General features: G+C 59.1%; 19 protein-coding genes and 1 pseudogene. 15 read left to right on the top strand and 5 right to left on the bottom strand.

Going from position 1 to position 21,451, the window contains the following annotated elements; genetic code table 11:
* Positions 1 to 91 precede the first annotated feature (91 nt).
* Complete coding sequence (aceK, locus tag CGZ77_RS05600) at positions 92 to 1,849, bottom strand: bifunctional isocitrate dehydrogenase kinase/phosphatase (RefSeq protein ID WP_036495654.1); 1,758 nt, start codon at positions 1,847 to 1,849, stop codon at positions 92 to 94.
* A gap of 166 nt (positions 1,850 to 2,015) precedes the next feature.
* On the opposite strand from aceK, the gene grpE reads away from it, so the two are divergent.
* Positions 2,016 to 2,558, top strand: coding sequence for a nucleotide exchange factor GrpE (grpE, locus tag CGZ77_RS05595; protein ID WP_232304374.1), 543 nt, complete (start codon positions 2,016 to 2,018; stop codon positions 2,556 to 2,558).
* 233 nt (positions 2,559 to 2,791) lie between these two features.
* Positions 2,792 to 4,723, top strand: coding sequence for a molecular chaperone DnaK (gene dnaK / locus CGZ77_RS05590; protein WP_094031012.1), 1,932 nt, complete (start codon positions 2,792 to 2,794; stop codon positions 4,721 to 4,723).
* A gap of 120 nt (positions 4,724 to 4,843) precedes the next feature.
* Here the strand turns inward: dnaK and CGZ77_RS05585 are convergent, their stop codons facing one another.
* Entirely contained in the window at positions 4,844 to 5,914 is a 1,071-nt protein-coding gene (locus CGZ77_RS05585; protein ID WP_009425505.1) for an MBL fold metallo-hydrolase, read from the bottom strand.
* 146 nt (positions 5,915 to 6,060) lie between these two features.
* Between CGZ77_RS05585 and brnQ the strand changes: the two are divergent.
* A pseudogene (gene brnQ / locus CGZ77_RS05580) lies at positions 6,061 to 7,444 on the top strand (branched-chain amino acid transport system II carrier protein).
* Positions 7,445 to 7,543: 99 nt separating this feature from the next.
* Here the strand turns inward: brnQ and CGZ77_RS05575 are convergent.
* Together CGZ77_RS05575 and CGZ77_RS05570 are read right to left on the bottom strand one after the other, a co-directional pair.
* Positions 7,544 to 8,146: a 5-formyltetrahydrofolate cyclo-ligase gene (locus CGZ77_RS05575; RefSeq protein WP_036495659.1), complete on the bottom strand. Its 603-nt coding sequence runs from the start codon at positions 8,144 to 8,146 to the stop codon at positions 7,544 to 7,546.
* 83 nt (positions 8,147 to 8,229) lie between these two features.
* Complete coding sequence (locus tag CGZ77_RS05570; RefSeq protein ID WP_009425509.1) at positions 8,230 to 8,760, bottom strand: inorganic diphosphatase; 531 nt, start codon at positions 8,758 to 8,760, stop codon at positions 8,230 to 8,232.
* A 98-nt stretch (positions 8,761 to 8,858) separates the two neighbouring features.
* Here CGZ77_RS05570 and CGZ77_RS05565 point away from each other — a divergent pair, with 98 nt between their 5' ends.
* The 3 genes from CGZ77_RS05565 (at position 8,859) to tsf (ending at position 10,884) form a co-directional block, all read left to right on the top strand.
* Positions 8,859 to 9,059: a hypothetical protein gene (locus tag CGZ77_RS05565; RefSeq protein WP_094031011.1), complete on the top strand. Its 201-nt coding sequence runs from the start codon at positions 8,859 to 8,861 to the stop codon at positions 9,057 to 9,059.
* Between the two features lie 152 nt (positions 9,060 to 9,211).
* Positions 9,212 to 9,940, top strand: a complete 729-nt coding sequence (gene rpsB / locus CGZ77_RS05560; RefSeq protein ID WP_009425511.1) for a 30S ribosomal protein S2 — start codon at positions 9,212 to 9,214, stop codon at positions 9,938 to 9,940.
* 89 nt (positions 9,941 to 10,029) lie between these two features.
* Complete coding sequence (gene tsf, locus CGZ77_RS05555; protein ID WP_009425512.1) at positions 10,030 to 10,884, top strand: translation elongation factor Ts; 855 nt, start codon at positions 10,030 to 10,032, stop codon at positions 10,882 to 10,884.
* A 122-nt stretch (positions 10,885 to 11,006) separates the two neighbouring features.
* On the opposite strand, the gene CGZ77_RS05550 is transcribed toward tsf, so the two are convergent.
* Positions 11,007 to 11,258, bottom strand: coding sequence for a hypothetical protein (locus CGZ77_RS05550; protein WP_157697517.1), 252 nt, complete (start codon positions 11,256 to 11,258; stop codon positions 11,007 to 11,009).
* Here CGZ77_RS05550 and rsgA point away from each other — a divergent pair.
* From rsgA to CGZ77_RS05510, 9 genes are all read left to right on the top strand, one after another.
* Positions 11,248 to 12,123, top strand: a complete 876-nt coding sequence (gene rsgA, locus CGZ77_RS05545) for a ribosome small subunit-dependent GTPase A (RefSeq protein WP_009425514.1) — start codon at positions 11,248 to 11,250, stop codon at positions 12,121 to 12,123. The two genes, CGZ77_RS05550 and rsgA, sit on opposite strands and share 11 nt — an antisense overlap.
* A 104-nt stretch (positions 12,124 to 12,227) precedes the next feature.
* Entirely contained in the window at positions 12,228 to 14,045 is a 1,818-nt protein-coding gene (rmuC, locus tag CGZ77_RS05540; protein WP_009425515.1) for a DNA recombination protein RmuC, read from the top strand.
* A 320-nt stretch (positions 14,046 to 14,365) separates the two neighbouring features.
* Positions 14,366 to 14,527, top strand: coding sequence for a hypothetical protein (locus tag CGZ77_RS12060; RefSeq protein WP_157058111.1), 162 nt, complete (start codon positions 14,366 to 14,368; stop codon positions 14,525 to 14,527).
* Between the two features lie 234 nt (positions 14,528 to 14,761).
* Positions 14,762 to 16,816, top strand: a complete 2,055-nt coding sequence (locus CGZ77_RS05535; protein WP_009425518.1) for a M3 family metallopeptidase — start codon at positions 14,762 to 14,764, stop codon at positions 16,814 to 16,816.
* A 232-nt stretch (positions 16,817 to 17,048) separates the two neighbouring features.
* Positions 17,049 to 17,798 carry a Nif3-like dinuclear metal center hexameric protein gene (locus tag CGZ77_RS05530; protein WP_036495660.1) on the top strand — a complete coding sequence of 250 codons (750 nt, stop codon included), beginning with the start codon at positions 17,049 to 17,051 and terminating at the stop codon, positions 17,796 to 17,798.
* A gap of 123 nt (positions 17,799 to 17,921) precedes the next feature.
* Positions 17,922 to 18,506 (top strand): ubiquinol-cytochrome c reductase iron-sulfur subunit, encoded by a 585-nt coding sequence (gene petA, locus CGZ77_RS05525; RefSeq protein WP_036495662.1) that lies wholly within the window; start codon positions 17,922 to 17,924, stop codon positions 18,504 to 18,506.
* A gap of 15 nt (positions 18,507 to 18,521) precedes the next feature.
* Entirely contained in the window at positions 18,522 to 19,871 is a 1,350-nt protein-coding gene (locus CGZ77_RS05520; protein ID WP_009425521.1) for a cytochrome bc complex cytochrome b subunit, read from the top strand.
* Between the two features lie 13 nt (positions 19,872 to 19,884).
* Positions 19,885 to 20,667: a cytochrome c1 gene (locus CGZ77_RS05515; protein ID WP_009425522.1), complete on the top strand. Its 783-nt coding sequence runs from the start codon at positions 19,885 to 19,887 to the stop codon at positions 20,665 to 20,667.
* A gap of 176 nt (positions 20,668 to 20,843) precedes the next feature.
* Positions 20,844 to 21,449 carry a glutathione S-transferase N-terminal domain-containing protein gene (locus CGZ77_RS05510; RefSeq protein ID WP_009425523.1) on the top strand — a complete coding sequence of 202 codons (606 nt, stop codon included), beginning with the start codon at positions 20,844 to 20,846 and terminating at the stop codon, positions 21,447 to 21,449.
* Positions 21,450 to 21,451: the final 2 nt, after the last annotated feature.

Below are 21,451 nucleotides of genomic sequence, written 5' to 3'. Positions count from 1 at the left end.
CGGCAGGTGCTTTGAGGCCGTCTGAAAGCGGAGCTTCAACGAAGTTAAGAACCGGTTTGAAACGGGCTTTTCAGACGGCCTCCTGCCCGTTTCACGCGTCGGTATCGTCCACCAGCCCTTCCGCCGTCTGCTCGGGATGGAAACGGACGGACTGCGGGTAGGGGTAGAAATCGTCGAGCAGTCCCTGTTGCAGCCGCTCTTTTTTGCCCTGCCAGAATTCGGGGGTCAGAAGGTCGCGGTGGTGTTTGAGGAAGACCTGCCGCACGTCGGGTTCGCCCAAGAGGAAGGGGGCGAATTCTTCGGGGAAAACGTCGCCTTTGTGTATGGGATACCAGGGTTCGGCGGCCATTTCGGCTTCGGGGGTCGGCGCGGGCGGGATTTTGCGGAAGTTGCAGTCGGTCATGTATTCGATTTCGTCATAGTCGTAGAAAATCACGCGGCCGAAGCGGGTCATGCCGAAGTTTTTGTAGAGCATGTCGCCGGGGAAGATGTTGGCCGAGGCCAGCTCTTTCAGGGCGAAGCCGTAGTCGATCACCGCCGCCGCTTTTTCTTCGGGAGCGGCCTGCTGCATGAAGAGGTTGAGCGGTTGCAGGCGGTGTTCGATATAGGCGTGCCTGATGATGACCATGTCGTCGGTTTCTTCGATCTGGCAGGGGGCGAGGGTGCGCATTTCTTCGAGGAAGGCGGTGTCGCAGCGCGATTTGGGCAGCGGGATGTCGGAAAATTCCATGGTGTCGGCCATGCGTCCGACGCGGTCGTGTTTTTTCACCAGCAGGTATTTGCGGCGGACGTATTCGCGGTCGAAGTCTTTGTTGGCGCCGAAGGTGTCTTTGATAACTTTGAACACATAGGGAAAAGAGGGCAGGGTGAACACGCTCATCACCAGCCCTTTCACGCCGGGCGCAAGGATGAATTTGTCGTCGGAGTGGCGCAGGTGTTGGGAAAACTCGCGCCAGAAGATGTTTTTGCCCTGTTTGTGCAGGCCGAGCAGGGTGTAGAAATCGCCGTCGGAGCGCATGGGCAGCATTTCGCGCAGAAAGCGCACGTAGCCGCTGGGCACGGGCATGTCGACGAGGAAATAGGCGCGGGCGAAGGAGAAGAGGACGGAAATCTGTTTCGGGTCGAAAAGGGCGGCGTCGATTTTCAGACGGCCTCTTCCGTCGTGCACCACGGCCAGGGCGAAGGGGTGGCTGCGGCTGCCGTTGACGATGCGGCCGAAGACGTAGGCGGATTTGTTGCGGTAGAAGGCCGAATCGAGCACTTGGACGTGCAGGTTCATTTCCTGCGGCGGCCATTCCGCGCCAAAGTGCCGCCGCGCCGCGCGCATGATGTCGGCCACATCGGCCGCGGCGTGGGCAAAGGGAATCTGCCAGCCGAAATGGCCGAGGATGCGGCGCAGACAGCCGCGCAGGCCGGTTTCGGCGGGGTAGTAGGGGAAGAAAACGGGCGGATCGGAATCGATGAATTCGGTGCTGATGGCCGGTTTGACGAAGATGAAGCGGTTGTTGAAATACTTTTTGTCCAACACTTTGGTGGACACGGAATTGAAAAAGGTTTCGGCCAGCTCGGGTTGTTTGTGGTCGACCAGAAGGGCGATGTATTCCTTTTTCACTTCCGCCCAAAAGGCGTCGGAAGCGTCGGGCGGCAGGCTCTGGCGCAGGATGTCGGCCGCTTCGCGCACGCGGCGGTCGTACATTTGGATGCGCTGCGCCGACAAATCCTGTATCCCCTTCCAGTCGCCGCGCTCGAACAGCGCTTTGGCCTGCGAGGATTTTTCGCGGAACAGGCGGTAGTGTTTGTCGAAGCCGGCCAGCATGGCGGCGGCGGCGCGGGCGGCGGGTGCGGTCATGGTTTCTCCTTTGTTTCGTTTGTTATTGCTTCGGCACAACCATATGCCGCAGCGGCGGAAAAAGCAAGGCGCAAAGCCCGCCGCCCAGTGCTTGAAACCGTTTCAGACGGCCTTATATTGCCGCCTTATGAAAAATCCCTTCCGTTACTTCCAAAAAGGCAAAAACATGAACGAACAAAACCCCGCACCCGAAGAAGAACTGAATACCGCCGATCAGGCCGAAGCCGCGCCGCCGAGCTATGAAGACTTGCAGGCGCAGGTGGCCGAACTGGAAGGCCGTCTGAAAGACGAAGAGCTGCGCGGCCTGGCCAACGAACAAAACCTGCGCCGCCGCCACCAGCAGGAAATCGCCGACGCCTACAAATTCGCCGGACAGAAATTCGCCGCCGAAATGCTGCCCGTGAAAGATTATCTGGAAATGGCCCTGCTCGACCAAAGCGGCAATTTCGACGCGCTGAAAACAGGCGTGCAAATGACGCTGAACGAGTTGAACAAAGCGTTTGAAAACACACACATCAGCGAAATCAACCCGCAGCCGGGCGACAAACTCGACCCGCACCGCCACCAGGCCATGCAGGCTGTGGAAAGCGATCAGGAGCCGAACACCGTGGTCGGCGTGATGAAAAAAGGCTACGCCCTATCCGACCGCGTATTGCGTCCGGCCATGGTAACCGTCGCCAAAGCCGCCGCAGAAAACACGGCGCAATAAACACGGCACAGAGGCGTTTTCAGACGGCCTTTTGAGGCCGTCTGAAAAGCCGGTAGGCAGCAAAAACCGCATAATGGTTTGATTTTAAAATTCAAAAAGTTGTGATTTTTTTACAACACAGCCCTTGAAAAGTTTCCCTTCTTCCCTATTTTGCAGCGCATGACAAGACGGCGGCAGCTTTATGAGGCCGTCTGAAAACAGATTAACCAATCATTTTTTAGGAGCAATACAATATGGCAAAAGTAATCGGTATCGACCTGGGTACAACCAACTCCTGTCTGGCCATCTCTGAAAACGGCCAAACCAAAGTCATTGAAAACGCCGAAGGCGCGCGCACCACGCCTTCCGTCATCGCCTACCTCGACGGCGGCGAAATCCTCGTCGGCGCACCGGCCAAACGCCAGGCCGTAACCAACGCCAAAAACACCATCTACGCCGTCAAACGTTTGATCGGTCATAAATTTGAAGACAAAGAAGTCCAACGCGACATCGAATCCATGCCTTTCGAAATCATCAAAGCCAACAACGGCGACGCATGGGTGAAAGCGCAAGGCAAAGAGCTGTCTCCGCCGCAAGTTTCCGCAGAAGTCCTGCGTAAAATGAAAGAAGCCGCCGAATCTTACTTGGGCGAAAAAGTAACCGAAGCCGTGATTACCGTTCCCGCCTACTTCAACGACAGCCAACGTCAAGCCACCAAAGACGCAGGCCGTATCGCCGGTTTGGACGTAAAACGCATCATCAACGAGCCGACAGCAGCCGCTTTGGCATTCGGTATGGACAAAGGCGACAACAAAGACCGCAAAATAGCCGTATATGACTTGGGCGGCGGTACCTTCGATATTTCCATCATCGAAATCGCCAACCTCGACGGCGACAAACAATTCGAAGTATTGGCCACCAACGGCGACACTTTCTTGGGCGGCGAAGACTTCGACCAACGCCTCATCGACCACATCATCGCCGAGTTCAAAAAAGAACAGGGCATCGATCTGAAAAACGACGTGATGGCCTTGCAGCGTCTGAAAGAAGCTGCCGAAAAAGCCAAAATTGAATTGTCCAGCGGTCAGCAAACCGAAATCAACCTGCCGTACATCACCATGGACGCAACCGGCCCGAAACACTTGGCGATGAAAATCACCCGTGCCAAATTCGAAAGCTTGGTTGAAGACCTGATTGCCCGCTCTATCGAGCCTTGCCGCACCGCACTGAAAGATGCCGGCTTGAGCACCAGCGACATCGACGACGTGATCTTGGTCGGCGGTCAGTCCCGTATGCCGAAAGTACAAGAAGCCGTTAAAGACTTCTTCGGCAAAGAGCCGCGCAAAGACGTCAACCCTGACGAAGCCGTTGCCGTAGGCGCAGCGATTCAAGGCGAAGTATTGAGCGGCGGCCGCAGCGACGTATTGCTGCTCGACGTTACCCCGCTCTCGCTCGGTATCGAAACCATGGGCGGCGTGATGACCAAGCTGATTCAGAAGAACACCACCATTCCGACCAAAGCGTCGCAAGTGTTCTCGACAGCCGAAGACAACCAAAGCGCAGTGACCATCCACGTACTGCAAGGCGAACGCGAACGTGCTTCTGCCAACAAATCTTTGGGTCAGTTCAACTTGGGCGACATCGCACCCGCACCGCGCGGCATGCCGCAAATCGAAGTAACCTTCGACATCGATGCGAACGGCATCCTGCACGTTTCGGCCAAAGACAAAGGCACGGGCAAAGCCGCCAACATCACCATCCAAGGCTCTTCCGGTTTGAGTGAGGAAGAAATCGAACGCATGGTGAAAGATGCCGAAGCCAACGCCGAAGAAGACAAAAAACTGACCGAACTGGTGCAGAGCCGCAATCAGGCCGAAGCCCTGATTCATTCAGTGAAAAAATCGCTGGCCGACTACGGCGACAAACTCGACGCTGCCGAGAAAGAAAAAATCGAAGCCGCGCTGAAAGAAGCCGAAGAAGCCGTCAAAGGCGACGACAAAGCCGCCATCGATGCCAAAGCCGAAGCCCTCGGTTCAGCCAGTCAGAAACTGGGCGAAATGGTGTACGCACAGGCGCAGGCCGAAGCCCAAGCCGGCGAAGGCGCGGCGCAGTCGGAATCTTCCGCCAAGAAAGACGACGACGTAGTCGATGCCGATTTTGAAGAAGTGAAAGACGACAAGAAGTAATCGAGGCCGTCTGAAAAAAGCGCGAACCGTGAAGGTTCGCGTTTTTTTGTGTGCGGGAGCGTAATGGCGAAAGGCCGTCTGAAAGTGTTTCAGACGGCCTTTTTGTGTCCGCCATTGCGGTTAGGGCAGGGGTTCGGCAAACCAGTCTGTCGTTGCCGTATCGGCATCGAACACCTGCCCCATCAGCGGTGTGAGCGTGTCGACGCCGAGTTTGCGGGCGGCGGGGATGCTTTGCAACACGGGTTCGTTCCAGGTGTGCAGGGCCATGGCGTATGCGCCCCAGTGGATGGGCATGAAGCGTTTGGGTGCGAATTTGGCGGCGAGGGCGGCGGTTTGCTCGGGGAAAAGGTGGTTGTTCGGCCAGCGTTCGTTGTATTGGCCGTTTTCGATAAAGGCGATGTCGAAGCCGTTGAAGCGTTTGGCGATTTCGTCAAAATGCCTGCCCTGCGCGGAATCGCCGTGGTAGTAGAATTTTTCGCGGCCGTGTTCGATAACGAAGCTCGACCAGAGGGATTTGTTGCGGTCGGTGAGGGTGCGCGAGGAGTCGTGGCGGGCGGGCAGCGCGGTGTAGCGGATGCCGTTGATTTCGGCACTCTGCCACCAGTCCAGCTCGGTGATGCGCTCGGGCGGCACGCCCCATTTTTGCAGCAATACGCCCAAGCCGAGCGAAACGACAAAGCGGCTGCCGCGTGCGGACAGCTCTTTGACGCTGTCTTTTTCGAGATGGTCGTAATGACTATGTGAAATCAAAACCACGTCGGGCGCGGGCACTTTGGACAAGGGGGCGGGCGGTGGCTGGAAGCGGTGCATCATCACGGGAAGCGGCGAAACGCTGTTGCCGAATACAGGGTCGGTAATCACGGTTTGCCCGCCGATGCGCATCAGAATGGTCGAGTGGCCGAACCAGACAAAGCGGCTTTTGTCTGCGGGTGCGGCGAGAAAGGCGTGCCAGTCGGGCTGCACGACGGGCAGCGGCTTGGGCGGGCGCGCGGATTGTTGGTCAACCAGCATTTTCCACATGGCGCGGGCAAGGTCGGTGGGCGCAGCCTGCGGCTCGGGGTTGAAAAAGGTGCGGCTTTCGGGGTCGTAGTGGTCGCTTTTGGGGTAAACGGGATAGGTGTCGGGATAGAGACAGATGGCGAGCGCGGCGGCTGCGGCGGTGAGGGCGAAGAGTTTTTTCTTGTGTTTCATCGCTGTGTTTTATCGTGAGGCCGTCTGAAAAACGAAACCGGGTTTCAGACGGCCTGTTGTCTGCGGGCGGGCATTATAGCGGCAGCCGACGCGCACCCGCATAAATTGATAGAATGCGCGGCTTTGTTTTCCACGCAGGTATTTCCATGACGCATACCAGTAAAAAATCGGCCTTTATCGCCACCGGCCTGATGCTGTTCGCCCTGTTTTTCGGTGCGGGCAACCTGATTTATCCGCCCGTTCTGGGGCAGAACGCGGGCAGGCGGTGTGGGCCGCGCTGGCCGGATTCCTGCTTACGGGCGTCGGCCTGCCGCTGGCGGGGGTGCTGGCGGTGGCCTATACCGGCTCGCGCGATTTGCGGATTTGGCAGGGCGCGCGGGCAGGGTCTACGGCGTGTTTTTCGCCGTCGCCCTTTATCTGGCCATCAGCCCTCTGTTTGCCGCGCCGCGTACGGCGACGGTGTCGTTTGATCTCGGTATCAAGCCGTTTTTGGGCGAGAGGGAGCACAAAGGGCTGCCGGCCGCGTTTGCCGCCGCCTTTTTCGCGCTGACCTACTGGCTGTCGATTTCGCCCGGCAAACTGGTCGACCGCGTCGGCAAGGTGCTGACGCCCGCGCTGCTGGTGTCGATTGCCGTGCTGGTGGGCTATGCGGCGGCCAAACCGATGGCCTCCTTGCAGATGCCCGCTGCCGATTATGCGGCCAACCCCGTTGTCAAAGGTTTGATTGAGGGCTACGGCACGATGGACGCGCTCGCTTCGCTGGTGTTCGCCATTATTGTGATTGACGCGGTGCGCGGCATGGGTTTTGCGAAAAAGGAAGAAGTGCTGTACCTCACTTCGCGCGCGGGCTTTGTCGCCGCCGCCTTTCTCGCGCTGGTGTACGCCTTCGTCGCCTACATGGGCGCGACGAGCGCGGGGGCAATCGGCATACAGGAAAACGGCGCGGCGGTGCTGGCCAAAAGCGCGCAGCATTATTTCGGCACGGCGGGCAACGTGCTGCTGGCCGTGATTGTGATACTGGCCTGCCTGTTGACTTCGGTCGGCCTGATTACCGCCTGCGGCGAATATTTCCACCGCCTCGCCCCGCGCGTCAGCTACCGCGCCTGGACAACCGTGTTCACGCTGGTGTCGCTCGCGCTGGCCAACGTCGGCCTGTCGGGCATTATCAAGCTCTCCGTGCCCGCGCTGATGCTGCTCTACCCTCTGACCGTGGTGCTGATTGCGCTGGCCTTTCTCGACAGGTTTTTCGGCGGCCGCCGCATCGTGTACGCCTGCACGGTGGCCGCCACGCTGCCCGTCGCCCTTATCGACGGCTGGCGCACCGCGCACGGCATGTTTGACGGTGCTTCAGACGGCCTGATTATGCAGATTGACGCAGCTTTGAAAAACATTCTGCCGCTCTACGCCGACGGCCTGGGCTGGGTCGTACCTGCGGCTGTGGGATTGGCCGTCGGGCTGGTGCTGGGGGCGGCGCAGGGTAGGGCAGAGCGCCCTAGTCTGCCGTTTGCCCGAAACGGAAAGGCCGTCTGAAAACCTTGCGGGGTTTCAGACGGCCTGATGTTTTGCCAAGCTGCCGTTTGACGGGATGAGGCCGTCTGAAAGCCGTGCGTTGCGGGCGCGTTTTGTCTGTCAGCGGCGGGAAAAGCGCAGCTTGTGGCACTCCGATACGAAGCCGTCGAGCAGGATGTCGTGGGCTTCGCGCGGCAGGCGCTCGGCAAGCTGGCAGGCGAAACCGGCGGCAACGGCAAGAGGCCGTCTGAAACGGCATCCGGCCAGCGTGGCGTCGTAGTAGCCGCCCGCCTGGCCGAGGCGGCAGCCCGTGCGGTCGGCGGCAACAACGGGGACAACCATGACATCGAGGCGGTCGGCGCGGATTCGGCGTCCGGCAAACTGGGGCACGTTCAGCTTGGCGCGGCCGCGTTTGCGTTCGGCCGCCGCGCCTTCGCGGTAGGGCGTGAACCACATGCGTTTTTTGCGCGGCTCGATGTAGGGCAGGTAGACGGCCGCGCCGCGTTGTGCGGCGGTGTGCAGCAGTGGGCGCAGGTTCGGTTCGCTGCCCATCGCCCAGTAAAGGGCGGTTTTTTTGCCGCGCCGTATCAGGGGTTTGAGGCGGCGGACGATTTCCCGTTCGGCGCGCAGGCGCTCGGCGCGGGGCAGGGCGCTGCGTGCGGCGCGGTATTGGCGGCGCAGGGCGCGTTTTTGCTGTTTGACGGTGTCGGTTGCGGCGGACATGGTTTCAGACGGCCTTTCTGTGACGGTTTGCCCAAACGGAAAAGGCCGTCTGAAAAATGCTTTTCAGACGGCCTGCCGGTGCGTTAACGCTTGTTCCAGCGCTCCTGCGATTCGCGGATAACGGCTTTGGCTTCGTCGATGCCGCCCCAGTGTTCGACTTTGGTGGTGCCCGGTTTTTTCAGGTCTTTATAGTGGTTGAAGTGGAACTCGATTTGTTTGATGAGCTGCTTGGGCAAATCTTCCAAAGTGTTGTAGGCATTGCCGTTGTGGCGGTCGTCGGCGGGCACGACGACGATTTTGTCGTCCACTTCGCCGTCGTCGACGAATTTCATCACGCCAATGACTTTGGCTTCGAGAAAAATACCGGTGGGCAGCGGCGTGTCGGTGATAATCAGCGCGTCGAGTTCGTCGCCGTCTTCATCCAGCGTCTGCGGAATGAAGCCGTAGTTGGTCGGCTTGGCAAAGGCCAGCGGCTCGACGCGGTCGAGCTGCATCACCGCCAGCTTGCGGTTCCATTCGATTTTGTGGTTCGAACCTGCGGGAATCTCGACAACGACATTGATAATGCCGCCGTCCACGTCGCCCGCATCGAGGATTTGGTTGAAATCTGCCATTGGGTGCGTCCTTTCGCTGTGCAAAATGGGAAAGGGCGCGATTATAGCAGCATCAAGCCCTATAATAGAGGCCGTCTGAACCCCCGAAACGGCAAACCATGTGGCACATCGTCTTTATCGGCTACGTTTTCACCACGCTGATGTTTTCCGTCGCCCAGCCCGGCCTGGCGCGCAAACTGATTTACTTCGTTTTCCTCACTGCCCTGCCCGCCGCCTTTATGCTCTGGTCGGCCTATATCCGCCTGCGCAACAGGCGCATGAAGCGCGAAGAGGAAAACGGCGGCGGCAACTTGCCCTGAAAAGCCGCAGCCCGTATAATACCGCCGCTTTTTCCCGTAAAAAGCGCTTTTTTATTGTCATTGAAACGCTCGCACTCCGCGTCCGAAGGGTGTTTCCGCCGGTCGGAAATTCTGTGCGCGGGTGTCTGCACTAACCCTTTTGAAGGAAATCTATGTCCCAAATCACCATGCGCCAAATGCTCGAAGCAGGCGTACACTTCGGCCACCAAACCCGTTTCTGGAACCCGAAAATGGAGCAGTATATTTTCGGTTCGCGCAACAAAATACACATCGTCAACCTGGAAAAAACCCTGCCGCTTTTCCTTGAAGCGCAGGAAGCCGTGCGCCGCCTCGTCGCCAACAAAGGCACCGTGCTGTTTGTCGGCACCAAACGCCAGGCGCGCGAAATCATCCGCGAAGAAGCCACCCGCGCCGGCATGCCCTATGTCGACCACCGCTGGCTCGGCGGCATGCTGACCAACTACAAAACCGTCAAGCAGTCGATCAAACGCCTGGAAGAAAAATCCGCCGTTCTGGCCGACGCCGACAACAGCGGTTACAGCAAAAAAGAGCTGCTGGACATGACCCGCGAAGTGGAAAAACTCGAACGTTCGCTGGGCGGCATCAAAAACATGAAAGGCCTGCCCGACGCCATCTTCGTTATCGACACCGGCTACCAACACGGCACTTTGGTCGAAGCCGCCAAACTGGGCATCCCCGTTATCGCCGTAGTCGACACCAACAACAGCCCCGACGGCGTGAAACACGTCATCCCCGGCAACGACGACTCCGCCAAAGCTATCCGCCTCTACTGCCGCGGCATCGCCGATGCGGTATTGGAAGGCAAAAACCAGGCGGTTGCCGAAACCGTAGCCGCCGCACAGGCCGCCGCTGCCGAATAACACCGATGCGAAAGGCCGTCTGAAAAGTTTCCCGCCCTGCGGAAAACGGTTTCAGACGGCCTGTAACCTTAATACCCTTGGAGACAAAAATGGCTGAAATCACAGCAAAAATGGTTGCCGACCTGCGCGCCGCCACCGGCCTTGGCATGATGGAATGCAAAAAAGCCCTGGTTGAAGCAGACGGCAACATGGAAAAAGCAGAAGAAATCCTGCGCATCAAATCCGGTGCCAAAGCCGGCAAACTGGCAGGCCGCACCGCCGCCGAAGGCGTATTGGCCTACGCCATCGAAGGCAACACCGGCGCACTGGTGGAAGTGAACTGCGAAACCGACTTCGTCGCCAAAGACGCCGGTTTCGTCGAGTTTGCCAACTCGGTTGCCAAAACCGCCGTTGCCAAGAAACCCGCCGACATCGAAGCGCTGGCCGCTTTGGTGGAAGACGAGCGCAAAGCCGTTATCGCCAAACTGGGCGAAAACATGTCCGTGCGCCGCTTCAAAGTTATCGAAACCGCCAACAGCCTCACCGCCTACATCCACGGCGCGCTGGCCACCGAAGGCGTTTTGGTGGAATACAAAGGCAGCGAAGACGTCGCCCGCAAAGTCGGCATGCACATCGTTGCCGCCAAACCGCAATGCGTATCCGAAGCCGAAGTGGACGCCGAAACCGTCGAAAAAGAGCGCCACATCTACACCCAGCAGGCCGTCGAGTCCGGCAAACCCGCCGACATCGCCGCCAAAATGGTCGAAGGCCGCATCAAAAAATTCTTGGCCGAAATCACCCTCAACGGCCAGGCTTTCGTAATGAATCCCGACCAAACCGTTGCCCAGTACCTGAAAGAAAACAATACCGAAGTGATCAGCTTCGTGCGTTACAAAGTGGGCGACGGCATTGAAAAAGCCGTAGTCGACTACGCCGCCGAAGTGGCCGCAGCCGCCAAAGTGTAAGCTGCGCCATCCGATCAAAAACCCGCCGCAAACGGCGGGTTTTTTCGTTTTCAGACGGCCTGTACGCCCGATCCTTATCTGTTTCAGACGGCCTGAGCGGTTTCGCAAAGGTCGCGGCCTTTTCAGACGGCCTCTTCATCCCCGATACGCAGGCGGTAGCGCACGGAAAAGGTGCGCTTTCCTTGCGGCTGCAAAACCGTCAGATCGATGCCGTTGTTCAAGCGGTCGGGGAAACGCGGCAGGAGAGCATGGGGTGGCCGTCTGAAAAAAGGCGGCATGATAGACGAAGGGCGCGGATGCCCGTGCGGCGGCACGGCGCGGCCGCCTCTGTTAAAATCCGTTTCTTTTTGGTTACCGAACACCATGTCCGACACTGCCCGCATCATTGCCAGCTACGGCCGCCGCTACACCGTTCGCGCCGCCTCCGGCCGCGTTTACGACGCCACCACGCGCAAAAAGCGGGTGGATTACGCCTGTGGCGACTTCGTACACATCGAAGTGCAGAACGAAGAGCAGGCCGTGATTAGCGATTTCCTGCCGCGCCGCAGCCTGCTCTACCGCCAAGACGCCTGGCGCACCAAGCTTATCGCTGCCAATGTCGACAGAATGTTTGTTGTGACCGCCGCCGTGCCCACGCCGAACGAAACCCTGCTGCAACGCGCCCTGCTGGCGGCGGAGGCGGGCGGCATCGAAGCCCTGATTGTCCTCAACAAAAGCGACTTGCCCGAAAGCGCGGCGTGGCGGGAGAAACTCGCTTTTTACGCCGCCCTCGGCTACCCCGTCGTCGAAGTCAGCGCGCTGGCAAACGCCGCCGCCCTGCCGCCGCTGATGGCGGGGCGCACCAACATTTTTCTCGGCCAGTCGGGCATGGGCAAATCCACCCTCACCAACGCCCTGCTCGGCAGCGACGCCGCCCGCACCGGCGACATCTCCGCCGCCCTCGACTCCGGCCGCCACACCACCACCCACGCGCAAATGTACGACCTCGGCAGCGACACCTTCCTTATCGACTCGCCCGGCTTGCAGGAATTCGGCCTGCACCACCTCGCCGCCGCCGACCTGCTGCGCTATTTCCCCGACCTGCGCCACCTCGTCGGGCAATGCCGCTTCCACAACTGTACCCACCGCCAGGAACCAGGCTGCGCCGTCAAACAGGCGGCCGACAGCGGCGCGGTTTCGCCCGATCGCGTCGCCTTTTTGCAGCGCGTTACCGACGAGCTGGCCGCGCCGCGCCGATAACCCCTAGGCCGTCTGAAACCTGTTTTAACCTCGTTGAAGCTTCGCTTTCAGAAACGTCATTCCCGTGCAGACGGGAACGGCCTCATCCTCCTCATTTCCACACCATGACCGCAAACCACTACTACCTCATCCTCGCCGCCGCCGTCTTCACTGCCGCCGCCCTCGCCGCCCTGATTACCCGCCTCGTCTGCCAAAACCGCCATCAGGCCGACACGGCCGAACGCGAGCGGCAGCACCGGGCCGCGCAGGCCGAAAGCGAAAGCCGCTGCGCCGCCCTCGAAGAAAACCGCGCCCACCTTGAAGAACTGTGCGACCGTCTCACCGCCGAGCAACGCCGCAGCGAAGAAGAACTGGCCGAGCAAACCCGCTTTTCAGACGGCCTCAGAGGCCGTCTGAACGCCGCCGAAAACGAGCTGGCCGCCGCCAACGTCCACGCCCGCCGCCTGCCCGAGCTGCAAAGCGAACTAGCCGCCGCCCGCAGCGCCGCCGACGGACTGCACGGGCAAATCCGCGAACTCGACAGCCGTCGCGCCGCCCTCGAAGCGCAGGTGCGCCACCTCGCCGCCCAAGCCGAAGAAGCAGGCCGTCTGAAAACCGACCATGCCGCCTTGCAGCAGGAATTGTCCGACAGCCGCGCCGCCAACGGACGCCTGTCGGCGCAACTCGAAGAAGCCGCCGCGCAAAACCGCCGCCAAACCGACGAATTAGGCCGTCTGAAAACCGACTACGCTACCTTGCAGCAAGAGTTGTCCGACAGCCGCGTGCAAAACGAACGCCTCGCCACCCAAATTGAAAAAGAGCGTCAGGCGCAGGCAGAAAAACTCGCCCTGCTCGACGAAGCCCGCGACGCCCTCGGCAGCCGTTTCCAACACCTTGCCAACCAAATCCTCGAAGAAAAAAGCCGCCGTTTCAGCGAACAAAACCGTGAACAGCTCGGCCTGCTGCTCAACCCGCTGAACGAAAAACTCGGCGGTTTCTCCCAACTCGTGCAAAACACCTACGAAAAAGAAGCCAAAGAGCGCCATACCCTCGAAAACGAACTCAAACGCCTGCAACAGCTCAACAGCCGCCTGCACGAAGACGCCGCCGCCCTCACCCGCGCCCTCACCGGCAGCCGCAACAAAACCCAGGGCAACTGGGGCGAAATGATATTGGAGAGCGTGCTCGAACACTCCGGCCTCGCCAAAGGGCGCGAATACACCGTGCAGGCCGCCGCCGTGCAGACGCAGGAAGACGGCAGCACCCGCCGCCTGCAGCCCGACGTCCTCGTCAACCTGCCCGACGGCAAACAAATCGTCATCGACAGCAAAGTCTCCCTCACCGCCTACGTGCGCTACACCCAGGCACAAAACGAAGACGAAGCCCGCACACATCTGGCCGAACACGTCCAATCCGTGCGCCGCCACGTCGCCGAACTGGCCGCCAAGCAATACAGCAACATCGACGGCCTCACCACCCTCGATTTCGTCTTCATGTTCATCCCCGTCGAACCCGCCTACCTGCTCGCCCTGCAACAGGACGGCAGCCTCTTTCAGGAATGCTTCGACAAACGCATCATGCTCGCCGGCCCCTCCACCCTCCTGGCCACCCTGCGCACCGTCGCCAACATCTGGCGCAACGAACAGCAAAACCGCAACGCCCTGGCCATCGCCGAAGAGGGCGGCAGGCTGTACGACAAATTCGCCGGCTTCGTCGAAACCCTGCAAAGCGTCGGCAAAAACATCGAACAGGCGCAAACCGCCTACCAAAAAGCCTTCAACCAGCTCAAAGACGGACGCGGCAACCTCATCGGCCGCGCCCAAAAGCTGCACAAACTCGGCCTGAAAACCGGCAAACAGATCGACCGCAAACTCGTCGAAGAAGCCGAAGAAAACGAAACCGCCCTGATTGCGGCGGACAAAGCGGAAGATACGCAGGAATAGGCAAAAGGCCGTCTGAAAGCGCAGCTTCGGCGCAGCCAAGACTTTTTCAGACGGCCTCCCCAAAGGAAACCCATGTTCCTCAACCTGAAAAACGGCGGTTTTTCCATGCCGCCGCACATATTCCTGACCCGCGACACCACCCTTGCCCAAATACAGGCAGCGTTTCCCGACAGGGAAACCCATGATGTCGGCACGGGCTGGTACTGGTTTGCCCTGCCCGAAACCGAATACCGCGGGCGGCGTTTTCTCATCAGCCTTGCTTTTTGCGGCCAAACGCTGAAATCCATCCGTTTTGCCATGGCCGACAGAAACGCGGCATCGTGGGAAGGCTGGTCGGAAGCTACGAACTGGAAAGCCTCAGCCTCTACCGCCGCTGGCTGGCCGAAGAAATCGGCAGCACCGGCAAATTCGACTGGGGCGGCTGCGGCGCGCACTACGATCCCAAAAGCGGCATCTGCGAAATGTTTGTCTGCTACGCCTGAACACGGCAAAAGGCCGTCTGAAAAGGGCGTTTTCACGCTTTCAGACGGCCTTTAAGCCAATATGGAGCGTGCCACCGCAGCAGCGCATTCTGCGAAATTCCGTTCCGACAATCCGCCCCCTGCGGGCTGTAATTTTGCCAAACAGCCCCATTTGGCGGGCTGTACGTTTCGTTTTCAGACGGCCTCAGAGGCCGTCTGAAACCCTTTTCCCATTTGCAAACAAGCGAGAACCCCATGACCGACAACGTCCTCCTCCATTTGGCCGACGAGCCCCGTTTTTCCGACATCCGCACCGAAGACATCAAGCCCGCCCTGCAAAGCGCGATGGCCGACGCCCGCGCCGCCGTGGCCGCCGTCAAGGCCGAACCGCAGGCAGACTGGCTGAACACCGTCGAGCGGCTCACCGACCTCACCGAGCGCGTCGGCCGCATCTGGGGCGTCGTCTCCCACCTCAATTCCGTGGTGGACACGCCCGAACTGCGCGCCGAATACAACGCCCTGATGCCCGAAGTGACCATCTTTTTCACCGAAATCGGCCAGGACATCGGGCTTTACGAACGCTTCAAAGCCATCAAAGCCTCGCCCGAATTTGCCGCCTTGTCGGAAGCGCAGCAAACCAAGCTGGAACACGATTTACGCGATTTCGTGTTGAGCGGCGCCGAGCTGCCGCCGGAGCAGCAGGAAAAACTGGCCTCGCTGCAAACCGAAGCCGCCCAACTCGGCGCGCAGTTTTCGCAAAACGTGCTCGACGCCACCGACGCCTTCGCCCTGTATTTTGACGACGAAGGCCGTCTGAAAGGCCTGGATGCCGACGAAAAAGCCATGTTCGCCGCCGCCGCGCAGGCCGAAGGCAAAACGGGTTGGAAAATCGGCCTGCAAATCCCGCATTATTTGGCGGTGATGAAACACGCCGACGAGCGCGAACTGCGCCAAACCCTGCACCGCGCCTACCTCACCCGCGCCAGCGAGTTGGACAACGGCGGCAAATTCGACAACACCGCCATCATTACCCGCACCCTCGAAATCGCCCTCGAAGAAGCCCGCCTGCTCGGTTTCGCCAACTACGCCGAACGCTCCCTTGCCACCAAAATGGCCGAATCGCCGCAGCAGGTGCTCGCCTTTATCCGCGACCTCGCCGCCCGCGCCAAGCCGCACGGAGAAAAAGATTTGGCCGAGTTGCAGGCGTTCGCCAGCGCCGAACTGGGTCTGCCGCAGCTAGAAGCGTGGGACATCGCCTATGCCAGCGAAAAACTGCGCGAAGCCAAATACGCATTCTCCGAAAGCGAAGTCAAACGCTACTTCCCCGCCGGCAAAGTCCTCGCCGGGCTGTTCGGCCAAATCGGCAGGCTTTACGGCGTGACCCTGCGCGAACGCGAAGTGTCCGTCTGGCATCCCGACGTGCGCTACTACGAACTCGAACAGGACGGTGCGGTAATCGGCGGCGTGTACATGGATTTGTACGCCCGCGAAGGCAAACGCGGCGGCGCGTGGATGAACGACTACCAAGGCCGCCGCCGCTTCCTCGACGGCGGCAGGGTGGGCAGCGTGCAAATGCCCGTTGCCTACCTCGTCTGCAACTTCACCCCGCCCGTCGGCGGCAAAGAAGCGCGGCTGAGCCACGACGAAATCGTTACCCTGTTCCACGAAACCGGCCACGGCCTGCACCATCTGCTCACCCGCATCGACGAATTGGGCGTTTCCGGCATCAACGGCGTCGAATGGGACGCGGTCGAGCTGCCCAGCCAGTTTATGGAAAACTTCGCCTGGAAATACGACACCCTGCGCGCCATGTCCGAACACGAAGAAAGCGGCGCGCCCCTGCCCGAAGAGCTGTACAAAAAAATGCTGGCGGCGAAAAACTTTCAAGTCGGCCTCTTCCTCGCCCGCCAGGCCGAATTTGCCCTGTTCGACATGCTGATATACAGCGAAAGCGACGAAGGCCGTCTGAAAGACTGGGCACAGGTGCTGGAAAACGTACGCGCCGAAGTGGCTGTCATCCCCCAGCCCGCCTACAACCGCTTCGCCAACAGCTTCGGCCACATCTTCGCCGGCGGCTACTCCGCAGGCTATTACAGCTACGCCTGGGCCGAAGTATTAAGCGCGGACGCCTACGCCGCCTTTGAAGAAAGCGGCGACATCCGCGCCACAGGCGGGCGTTTCCGCGACGAAATCCTCTCGCGCGGCGGCTCGCGCAGCGCGGCCGCCTCCTTCCGCGCCTTCCGAGGCCGCGACGCCACCCCCGACGCCCTGCTGCGCCATTTGGGGCTGACGGAAAACGCCGCCGCATAAGACAGGCCGTCTGAAAGACAGAAAGGCCGTCTGAAAACCTCCGATCGGGGTTTTCAGACGGCCTTTTCCGCTACAATGCGCCGCCGTTTCAAATCAATTTCAAAACATATATAGTGAAACAACGCGGAAAGATACAAGGCAGCAAGCCGCAGACAGTATGGGTAATACGACAAGGCGCAGCAACGCCGTAGATTTTCGTGTTGTTTCACTATATCAAGCAAAGGACACAAACATGGCCACACGCAGCGAAATCCTCGCATGGTGCGACGACACCCTGCAAACCCGCCTCTTCAAAGACTACGCCCCCAACGGCCTGCAAGTCGAAGGCACCGAACACATCGCCAAAATTGCCGCCGCCGTCACCGCCAGCCGCGCCGCCATCGAATACGCGGCAGAGCAGGGCGCGCAAATGCTGCTGGTGCACCACGGCATGTTTTGGAAAAGCGAACCCGTCACCATCACCGGCTGGAAAAAAGAGCGCATCGCCGCCCTGCTGCGCCACAACATCAACATGGCAGGCTACCACCTGCCGCTCGACGCCCATCCCGAACTGGGCAACAACGCGCAACTGGCCAAACTGATGGGCTGGGAAACCGAATACACCTGCGGCGAACAAAACCTGCTGCACATAGGCCGTCTGAAAACGCCGCAAACCGCCGCCGCGCTCGCGGCGGATTTGGCGCAGAAACTGGGGCGCGAACCCGTTGCCGCAGGCGATCTGTCGCAAACCGTCTCCTGCATCGGCTGGTGCACAGGCGGCGCGCAGGGCTTTTTTCAGACGGCCTTAAACGAAGGCGCGCAGGTCTACGTCACAGGCGAAATCTCCGAAGCGCAATACCACCTTGCCAACGAAACCGGCGCGGTGTTCCTGTCGGCAGGCCATCACGCCACCGAGCGTTACGGCATCCTGGCGCTGGCGCAGGCGCTGCAACGGCGCTTTAACGTGGAAACCGTCTTTTTCGACGAACAAAATCCTGCTTAAAGTCAAAAAACCCTTCAAAAATTTACCTTATTTTAAATAGTGCTTTAAGTAACCCCAGCAGTTCGGGTAGAATCGCGGGGTTTAATGGCTCGGTATTTTCAAAATCTCAGGATGACTGAAATAATGGATAATCAAGAAATCAATCAAGGCCGCCGCCGTTTCCTCGTGCTGGCAACAGCAGGAGCGGGCGGGGTGGCCGCAGCAGGTGCGGCTGCGCCCTTCGTAGCCAGCTGGTTTCCCTCGGAAAAGGCTAAGGCCGCCGGTGCGCCGGTGGAAATCGACGTCAGCAAGCTCGAAGCCGGACAGATGCTGACCGCCGAGTGGCGCGGCAAACCGATATGGGTGGTGAACCGCACCGACCAGCAGGTAAAAGACCTCAAAAGCCTCAACGGCTCTCTGGCCGACCCCAATTCCGAGGTCGACCACCAGCCCGAAGACTGCAAAAACGAAACCCGTTCGATCAAACCGAACGTGCTGGTGGCCGTCGGCATCTGCACCCATTTGGGCTGCTCGCCGACCTTCCGTCCCGACATCGCCCCCGCCGATTTGGGTGCAGACTGGAAAGGCGGCTTCTTCTGCCCCTGCCACGGCTCGAAATTCGACATCGCCGGCCGCGTGTTCTCCGGTATGCCCGCGCCGACCAATCTGATTGTTCCCCCCCATAAATATCTAAGCGACACCACCATTCTGGTCGGTGCCGAATCATAAAAAAGGGACTTCATCATGGCAAACCAAACCAATAGCAAAGCAAAGGCATTGTTAGACTGGGTGGACGCTCGTTTCCCTTTGTCTAAAATGTGGCGCGAACACCTTTCCGAATACTACGCGCCGAAAAACTTCAATTTCTGGTATTTCTTCGGCTCACTGGCGCTTTTAGTGCTGGTGATTCAGATTGTCAGCGGCATCTTCCTCGTGATGAACTTCAAGCCCGACGGCAACCTGAACCAATACAACCTGCCCGCCGCGTTCACCGCTGTGGAATACATCATGCGCGACGTATCCGGCGGCTGGATCATCCGCTATATGCACTCTACCGGCGCATCCTTCTTCTTTATCGTCGTATACCTGCATATGTTCCGCGGCCTGATTTACGGCTCGTTCAAAAAACCGCGCGAGCTGGTGTGGGTGTTCGGCTCGCTGATTTTCCTTGCGCTGATGGCCGAAGCCTTTATGGGCTACCTGCTGCCGTGGGGACAAATGTCGTTCTGGGGCGCGCAGGTGATTATCAACCTGTTCTCCGCTATTCCCGTAATCGGCCCCGATTTGTCCGTTTGGATACGCGGCGACTTCACCATCTCCGATGCCACGCTCAACCGCTTCTTCGCCCTGCACGTTATCGCCGTGCCGCTGGTGCTCTTGGGCTTGGTGGTGGCACACATCATCGCCCTGCACGAAGTCGGCTCGAACAACCCCGACGGCGTGGAAATCAAAAAACTCAAAGACGAAAACGGCGTGCCGCTGGACGGCATTCCCTTCCATCCCTACTACACTGTGAAAGACATTCTCGGCGTGGTGGTGTTCCTCATCGTCTTCTGTGCTGTGATGTTCTTCGCTCCCGAAGGCGGCGGATACTTCCTCGAAAGCCCCAACTTCGACCCTGCCGACCCGCTGAAAACTCCCGCGCACATCGCGCCGGTGTGGTACTTCACCCCGTTCTACGCCATTTTGCGCGCCATCCCCTCGTTTGCCGGCACGCAGATTTGGGGCGTGATCGGCATGGGCGCGGCCGTGGTGCTGATTGCCCTGCTGCCGTGGCTCGACCGCTCGCCGGTGAAATCCGTGCGCTACCGCGGCCCGGTCTTCAAAACCGCGCTGGTGCTGTTTGTTATCGCCTTCATCGGTCTGGGCATCCTCGGCGCGATGGTGGCCACCGACTCCCGCACGCTTGTTGCCCGCATCCTGACCTGCGTCTACTTCGCCTTCTTCATCGGCATGCCGTTCTACACCAAACTGGACAAAACCAAACCGGTTCCCGAACGCGTAACCATGAGCACGGGCAGACAGAAAGTCATGTTCTTCGTTTACGTTACGATTACCTTGGTCGGCGCGTATCTGTTTGCAACCAATATCTGATGAGGGCGGCAAAATGAAAAATACATTGAAAAAATGGATTGTTGCCTTCGCATTGGCAACACCGGTTATCGCTGGCGCCAGCGGCCACGCGAACTATGAAAAAGTAGACATCGACTTGGGCGACCAGGTCAGCCTGCAGCGCGGCGCGCAGATTTTCACCAACTACTGCCTGTCGTGCCACTCGGCCAGCAATATGCGTTTCAACCGCTTGCAGGACATCGGCCTGACCGAAGAGCAGATTAAAGAAAATCTGATGTTCACCACCGACAAAGTCGGCGACGTCATGCACGCGGCCATGAGCCCGGCCGACGGCAAAAAATGGTTTGGCGCCGCGCCGCCCGATTTGTCATTGATCGCCCGCTCGCGCGGTGCGGACTACCTCTACGCCTATATGCGCGGCTTCTATAAAGATCCGACCCGCCCCACCGGCTGGAACAACACCGTCTTCGACAAAGTCGGCATGCCGCACCCGCTGTGGCAGCAGCAGGGAGTCCGCGCGGTCGAACTCGATGCCAAAGGCCAGCCCGTGATGGTGAAAGACGAACACGGCAATTTGGTGCCCAAGCTGAATTGGGAATCCGTCGGCACCATGACTCGCAAAACGCCCGACGGCAAAGTCATTACCAAAGAGTACGACGACTACGCCAAAGACCTGGTGGCCTTCATGGTGTACATGGGCGAACCCGCCAAAGTCGAGCGCAAGCAGATCGGCTACATCGTGATGATCTTCCTCTTGGCCGTGATGCTGCCTCTGGCCTACTTCCTGAAAAAGGAATATTGGAAAGACGTGCACTAAGCGGCGCAACGAAAGCGGGGGTAACCCCGCTTTTTGATTTTTTCAATTTGAAAACATAGCGTTATAGTCGTTTTCTGGCGTTTTCAGACGGCCTTGTGTATAATATCCTTATTTTTCAATCACATCATATCCGCCGCGTGCGGATATGCGTTTTAACCGAACAGGAGCAAACCATCATGATGATTCTGTATTCCGGCATTACCTGCCCGTTCAGCCACCGCTGCCGCTTCGTCCTCTACGAAAAAGGTATGGATTTCGAAATCAAAGACGTGGATATTTTCAACAAGCCCGAAGATCTGGCGGTAATGAATCCCTACAACCAAGTGCCGGTGCTGGTGGAGCGCGACCTCATCCTCTATGAATCCAATATCATCAACGAATACATCGACGAGCGCTTCCCCCATCCGCAGCTGATGCCGGGCGACCCCGTGCAGCGCGGCCGCGGCCGTTTGGTGCTGTTCCGCATGGAGCGCGAATTGTTCAGCCATGTCCAAGTGCTCGAAGCGCCCGAATCCACATCCAAAGAACAGGCCAAAGCGCGCGAAGCCGTATCGCAGGGGCTGACCCTGCTTGCCCCCGCCTTCACCAAAAACAAATACGTGATGGGCGACGATTTCTCCATGATCGACGTCGCCATCGCCCCGCTGCTGTGGCGTCTCGACCACTACGACATCAAACTCGGCAAAAACGCCGCGCCGCTTTTGAAATACGCCGAACGCCTGTTCCAGCGCGAAGCCTTCATCGAAGCGCTCACCCCCGCCGAAAAAGCCATGCGCCGCTGAGG

It is taken from the genome of Neisseria sp. KEM232 (assembly GCF_002237445.1).
Lineage (GTDB): Bacteria > Pseudomonadota > Gammaproteobacteria > Burkholderiales > Neisseriaceae > Neisseria.
The sequence above is the reverse complement of the archived record's forward strand: the minus strand, read 5'-3'. Positions and strand labels throughout refer to the sequence as shown.